Origin of the sequence: Streptomyces sp. 8K308, assembly GCF_004348315.1 — a bacterium.
Lineage (GTDB): Bacteria > Actinomycetota > Actinomycetes > Streptomycetales > Streptomycetaceae > Streptomyces.
Genome location: NZ_SMKC01000387.1, coordinates 1 through 6,322, shown reverse-complemented (window position 1 = coordinate 6,322; position 6,322 = coordinate 1). Strand labels below are relative to the sequence as shown.

4 protein-coding genes and 1 pseudogene are annotated in these 6,322 nt (G+C 74.2%); 2 read left to right on the top strand and 3 right to left on the bottom strand.

The window, feature by feature from the left end:
- Positions 1–19 precede the first annotated feature (19 nt).
- Together E1265_RS32020 and E1265_RS32015 are read right to left on the bottom strand one after the other, a co-directional pair.
- Positions 20–403: pseudogene (locus E1265_RS32020) on the bottom strand (hypothetical protein); the annotation flags it as partial.
- Between the two features lie 9 nt (positions 404–412).
- Positions 413–1,147, bottom strand: a complete 735-nt coding sequence (locus E1265_RS32015; protein ID WP_132934467.1) for a ferritin-like fold-containing protein — start codon at positions 1,145–1,147, stop codon at positions 413–415.
- Between the two features lie 351 nt (positions 1,148–1,498).
- On the opposite strand from E1265_RS32015, the gene E1265_RS32010 reads away from it, so the two are divergent.
- A complete protein-coding gene (locus E1265_RS32010) occupies positions 1,499–3,088 on the top strand; it encodes a DEAD/DEAH box helicase (protein ID WP_132934466.1) in 1,590 nt (529 codons plus the stop codon).
- Positions 3,089–3,175: 87 nt separating this feature from the next.
- On the opposite strand, the gene E1265_RS32005 is transcribed toward E1265_RS32010, so the two are convergent.
- A complete protein-coding gene (locus E1265_RS32005) occupies positions 3,176–4,966 on the bottom strand; it encodes a 5'-nucleotidase C-terminal domain-containing protein (RefSeq protein ID WP_132934465.1) in 1,791 nt (596 codons plus the stop codon).
- A gap of 144 nt (positions 4,967–5,110) precedes the next feature.
- Here E1265_RS32005 and E1265_RS32000 point away from each other — a divergent pair, with 144 nt between their 5' ends.
- The gene (locus E1265_RS32000; RefSeq protein WP_132934464.1) at positions 5,111–5,977 is read left to right on the top strand and encodes an alpha/beta fold hydrolase; all 867 of its coding nucleotides are present in this window, start codon (positions 5,111–5,113) and stop codon (positions 5,975–5,977) included.
- The last annotated feature ends 345 nt before the right edge of the window (positions 5,978–6,322 follow it).

The window sequence follows — 6,322 nt, the reverse complement described above, 5'->3', positions numbered from 1 at the left end:
GGGTGGGGGAAGTCCCTCAGGCCGGGGTCAGCCGCAGGATGCGGCAGTCGGTGGCCCAGCGGGCCGCCAGGCCGTCCGCGTCGGGGGCGTTCAGCCGCTTCGCGGCCAGCGCCGCCGTGGTCGACTCCCACTCCTCCGTGCCGGGCGTCAGCTCCGTCACCTCGGCCGGCCAGGCGATCAGCCGGCCGCCCTTGTCCTTGCTGCGGCAGCTGACCACCACGCCGTCCGCGCCGAGCCCGTCGAGCGGCTGCTCGCCGGGGCCGCCGACGACGCAGACCGCGCCGTCGTGCCACACGTGCCACAGGGGCCTGGCCCGGGGCAGGTCACGGCTCCGCACCCACACCAGGCTCGACTTCTTCGCCGACTCCTCGATCAGGGCACGGTCGAACGCGGTCACAGCCATGCCGGGAGCCTACGCGGACAGGCCGAGCGCGGCCATCCGCCGCGTGTGGGCCTCGGTGATCCGGGAGAACATCCGGCCGATCTCGGCGAGGTCGAAGCCGTCCGCGACGCCGCCCACCAGCATCGTGGACAGCGCGTCCCGGTCGGCGACCACCCGCTGCGCCTGGGAGAGCGCCTCGCCCATCAGCCGGCGGGCCCACAGCGCGAGCCGGCCGCCGAGCCTGGGGTCCTCCTCGATCGCGGACCGCACCTTCTCCACGGCGAACGACGCGTGGCCCGTGTCGTCGAGCACCCGCAGCACCAGGGAGCGGGTGTCGGAATCGAGGCGGGAGGCCACCTCGCGGTAGAAGTCGGCCGCGATCGCGTCGCCGACGTACGCCTTGACCAGGCCCTCGAGCCAGTCGGAAGGGGCCGTCATCCGGTGGAACTCCTCAAGCGCCGCGGCGAACGGCTCCATCGCCGCCGTCGGCTCCTCGTCGATCTCCCGCAGCCGGTCGGTCAGCTGCTCGAAGTGGTGGAGTTCGGCCGCCGCCATCCGCGCGAGCGCCGCCTTGTCGGCCAGGCCGGGCGCCAGCTTCGCGTCGTCGGCCAGCCGCTCGAACGCCGCGAGCTCGCCGTAGGCCAGTGCTCCCAGCAGGTCCACCACCGCGGCCCGGTAGCGGGGGTCGGCGGAGGCCGCGGCCCAGTCCTGGGCGGCGACTGCGGTGGTCGGGGCAGTGGAAGCGGGCGTGTCAGGCGTCTCCATGGGGGCACAATAGTGCCCGCCGGTGAGTTCGCGCCCTGCCACTTGTGAGGGGTTCCGGGGTACAGTGCTATGGAGGCTCGCCTGCAAGCGGCGGGTCCCATCCCCATGCTGGAGTCCCTGGGGCCGGTGCAAGACCAGCGCCTCAGGATCCTCGCGGATGCCCGGTCGGTGGCCCGATCGGCTCCGACCTGACCAGCCCTCCGCGCGGTGAGTGCCCCCGCACCCGCCGCGGCATGAGGGACCCGCTCGCGCGGTGCGTGCGCTTGAGCGAGACGCCCGGGTCCCGCGCCGGCTTGGCCGGCCCCCTCGGGCCCGCCACAGCGGCACGGTGGCAAGACCCGCCTCGCCGCCGTGCGCCGCGTCACACAAGAAGAGGCAACGACCCTGTCCGCTACCACCACATTTCGAGATCTCGGGATCCTGGCCGAGACGGCCGAGGCCCTCGAGGCCGTCGGCATCACCACCCCGTTCCCCATCCAGGAGATGACCCTCCCCGTCGCCCTCGCCGGGGCCGACGTCATCGGGCAGGCCAAGACCGGCACCGGCAAGACGCTGGGCTTCGGGCTGCCGCTGCTGGAGGCCGTCACCGTCCCCGCCGACGTCGAGGCCGGCCGCGCCACCGCCGAGCAGCTCGGCGACGCGCCCCAGGCGCTCGTCGTCGTGCCCACCAGGGAGCTGTGCCAGCAGGTCACCAACGACCTGCTCACCGCCGGCAAGGTGCGCAACGTCCGCGTCGTCTCCATCTACGGCGGCCGCGCCTACGAGCCCCAGGTGGAGGCGCTGGCCAGGGGCGTCGACGTGGTCGTCGGCACCCCCGGGCGGCTGCTCGACCTGGCGGGGCAGCGCAAGCTGCGGCTGAACCAGGTGCGCTGCCTGGTCCTCGACGAGGCCGACGAGATGCTCGACCTCGGCTTCCTGCCGGACGTCGAGAAGATCATCGAGCTGCTGCCGGCCAAGCGGCAGACCATGCTGTTCTCCGCCACCATGCCCGGGCAGGTCATCGCCCTTGCCCGGCGCTACATGAACCAGCCCACCCACATCCGCGCCGCCGAGCCCGACGACGAGGGCGCGACTGTGGCCAACATCACGCAGCACGTCTTCCGGGCCCACTCGCTGGACAAGCCGGAGATGGTGGCCAGGATGCTCCAGGCCGAGGGCCGGGGGCTCGTCATGGTCTTCTGCCGCACCAAGCGCACCGCGGCCGACGTCGCCGAGCAGCTGACCAGGCGCGGCTTCGCGTCCGCCGCCGTCCACGGTGACCTGGGTCAGGGCGCCAGGGAGCAGGCGCTGCGCGCGTTCCGCAAGGGCAAGGTGGACGTGCTCGTCTGCACGGACGTCGCGGCCCGCGGCATCGACGTGGACGGCGTCACCCACGTGATCAACTACCAGACGCCGGAGGACGAGAAGACCTACCTCCACCGGGTCGGCCGCACCGGCCGGGCGGGCGCCAAGGGCACCGCCGTCACCCTGGTGGACTGGGACGACATCCCGCGCTGGCAGCTGATCAACAAGGCGCTCGGGCTCGACTTCCCCGACCCGGTCGAGACCTACTCCACCTCCCCGCACCTCTTCGAGGCGCTGTCCATCCCCGAGGGCACCAAGGGCACCCTGCCGCGCGCCGAGCGCACCAGGGCCGGGCTCGACGCCGAGGAGGTCGAGGACCTGGGCGGCCCGGACAGCAGGCGCTCGACCCAGCGCCGCTCCGGTGGTACCGCTGGCGCCACCGCGGCCAAGCCCGCGCGCACCAGGCAGCGCCGCCGTACCCGCGGGGGAGTGGCGATCGCCCCGACCGCGGGCGGTGCTGAGCCGGTCGAGGCGGCGGCGCCCGCGGCGGCCACCCCCGAGCCGGAGGCCGGCGAGGCCACCGCGCCGCGCACCCCGCGCCGCAGGCGGCGCACCAGGAGCGGGCAGCCGGCCAGGTCCGAGCGGACCGAGTCCTGACCCGACCCCCTGTGCGGCGGACCGGCGTCCGCCGCACGCCAGGCGGGGCCCGTGCCCAGCAGCCCTCGCGCCTGGCAGCCCCCGTGTCTAGAAGACCGGGGTGCCGTCCCTGGTGAGGCGCCAGTCGACGGAGGCGAAGGCGGACGGATCGATCTCGCCGCTTTCGCGCACCCAGTCGATGATCGTGTTACGGATCTCGTCCGAGTTCGACCAGAGCTGATCGGCGGCCGCGACATGCGGGAAGTTGCCGCCGCCGTTGGCCCGGTAGTTGTTGACCGCAAGCACGAACTCCGCGTCGTCCGCCACCGGCTCGCCCGCGAACCGCAGCTCGCCGATCCGCGACCCCGGCTCCCTGGCGATGTCGATGTCGTACGTCACCCCGCTGACCACGTCGTAGTTGTAGTCGGGGATGCCGTCCGCGTTGGTGAGGCCGGCCGGGTCCACCGGCGCGCCGGCCGGGGTGCGCACGAAGTAGCGTGCCGAGTACTCCAGGTAGTCCCGCAGCTGGGCCCCGGTGATCAGCCGCGCCTCCAGCGTGTTCTCGTAGACGTACATGCCCGCCACGTCCCTGATGGTGACGTCGCCCGCCGGTATCGCCGCCGTGCGCGAGAAGCAGGCCGCCTGCGAGAGCACCGGCAGGTCCGCGTACTCGCCGCCGGCCAGCGCGGCCCGCACCGTCTCCGCCTGCACGTGGTTGACGAAGTCGACGATCGCCGTGTCCCGGTAGGGCGCCTCGGTCGCCGTCATGGGCGCGGTGGCGGTGCCGATCACCTGGTTGACGTGGGCCACGACGCGGGCGTGCTGCTCGGCGAGCAGCTCGGTGATCTCCGGGTCCTCCACGACCGTGTTGGTGTTCCGCAGGCTGGCCGCCACCGACTCCACCCGCCACCGGCCGCGCTCCCAGACGAGATCGAAGTCGAACAGGGCCAGCCGCTTCCCCCAGAACAGCGGCTCCGAGAGCACCACCTCCCGCCCGGTCTCGGCGTTGGTGACCCGGCGCTCGGCGATCTCCACGTGCGCGTGCCCCACGAGGATCGCGTCGATGCCCGGCACCCGCTCGGCCACCAGCGCAGCCGCGTTCTCCACGTGCGGCAGCTGTTCGCCGTACGAGGACGTGCCGCTCGTGCCCGAGTGCGCCGAGACGATCACGACGTCCGCGCCCATCGCGCGCAGCCTCGGCACCCAGTAGGCGGCCTGTTCCGGCAGGCCGGGGAAGACCATCCGGCCCTCGACATGAGCGCGGTCCCAGACGGCGATGCCGGGGTTGGTGAGCCCGAGCACCGCCACCCGCACGTCGCGGCCGTGCGGCGTGCGCAGCCGGGTCATCCAGTAGGGCGGGAAGGCGGGCCGCTCGGTGGCGGCGTCCAGCGCGTTGGCGGCCAGCAGCGGGAAGCCGCACTGCCGCTCGAACGCGCGGAGCAGCGGGATGCCGTAGTTGAACTCGTGGTTGCCCAGGGCCGCCGCGTCGTAGCCGATGGCGTTCATCGCCAGGGCCATGGGGTGGACGGGGCCGCGGTCGTTCGTGATCGGGTCGACCTTGGCGTAGTAGTAGGCGAGCTGAGTGCCCTGGATGGTGTCGCCTGCGTCGATCAGCAGGGTGTTGCGGGCGCCCTTCTCGGCGCGCACCTGCCTGACCAGGGTGGCGAGCTTGGCCAGCCCGATGTCGTTCCCGCCGCTGTCGGTGAACTCGGCGTTGGTGAAGTAGTCCCAGTTGAGGACGTTGCCGTGCAGGTCGGTGGTGCCCATCACGGTGAAGGCGTACCGCCTGGCCGACCCGCCCCCGGCCACCGCCGGGGTGGCCCCGGCGCCGGCGATGGCCACCCCGGCCCCGGTCGCGGCCGTCCGGCCGAGAAACGCTCTGCGGTCGAGCGACGACATCGGTGACTCCCCCTGCTCTGTGCTCTGCGCCGTGCTCCGCGCAGTGCTCGCTGTGTTCGGCGTGCTGGGCGTGGATTCTGACGGAGTGGCCGGCCGGGGAACAGGCCCCGCGGGTTTCACCCTGGTGACGGTTACTCTCGAGGGGTGAGCAGACCCCCGTTCGCGGCGCCCCCGGTCGGGGTCAGGGCCCATCGGCTCGTGACCCGTCGTGGAGAGTTCGCCGTGCTCGACGCGGCGCCGCGCGGCGAGCGGCCCATCGGCACGGCGCTGCTCATCCCCGGCTACACGGGGAGCAAGGAGGACTTCATAGCCCTGCTCGCGCCGTTGGCCGAGGCCGGCTACCGGGCGGTCGCGGTGGACGGCCGGGGCCAGTTCGAGTCGTCTGGGGCGCTGGCCCGCTCCGGGTACGGCCTCGGCGCGCTGGCCGAGGACGTGCTGGCGCAGGCGGAGGAGCTCGGCCCTGACCCGATCCACCTCGTGGGCCACTCGCTGGGCGGCCTCATCGCGCGCGGCGCGGTGCTGCGGGCGGCGGTGGACGGCCGGAAGCCGTTCGCCTCCCTGACGCTGATCGCCTCCGGCGCGGGGCGGGTGGGGCGCTGGCACCGGATCAAGGTGCGGGCCCTGGCGGTCACCCTGCCGGTGCTCGGCGCCGGCACGATCTTCCGTCTCGTGCACCGGCGCGGCACCGAGGCGGAGGCGGAGATCGACGAACTGCTCCGCCGCCGCTGGATGTCCAACGTGCCGGCCCAGCTGCGGGCCACCGGCCGCACGCTCCGCTTCGAACCGGACCGCGTCGCCCGGCTGGCCGCGGTCGGCCTTCCGGCCCACGTGCTGTCCGGCGAGCGCGACGGCGTGTGGCCCGTGCGGGGCCTGGACCGCATGGCCCACACGTTGCGCGCGCGGCGCACGGTGATCCGGGGCGCGAAACACTCCCCGAACGCCGAACGCCCCGACGCGACGGCCTCCGCGCTCACCGACTTCTGGTCCACGCTCTGGCCTGCGGCCGGCTAGGCCACCCCCCTCCCGCGCGAAGCGCGGGGCTCTCGGGGGCGGCCGCCGCGGCTTCGCCGCGGGCGTAGCACCGCACGCAGTGCCGGCCCCTCGGGGCGCGGCCGCCCTGTGTGCGCGGCTCCGCCGCGGGGGCGCGTCGCGCGGCCTCGCCGCGCCCATCCGGCGGGCCGTCGTGCGGCCCCAGCGCACCCGCGCGGCGCGCGGGAAGGGCGGTGTGCGGCGCGGAATGGCCGTGCGGAGCGTCGGCCCCCGGGAGGCGCCATGCTTGCGCGGCTTCGCCGCGCTCACGTTGCCGCCTTTCGGTGGGCCGTCGTATGGTCCCGGCCCACCTGCGCGGAGCGCGGG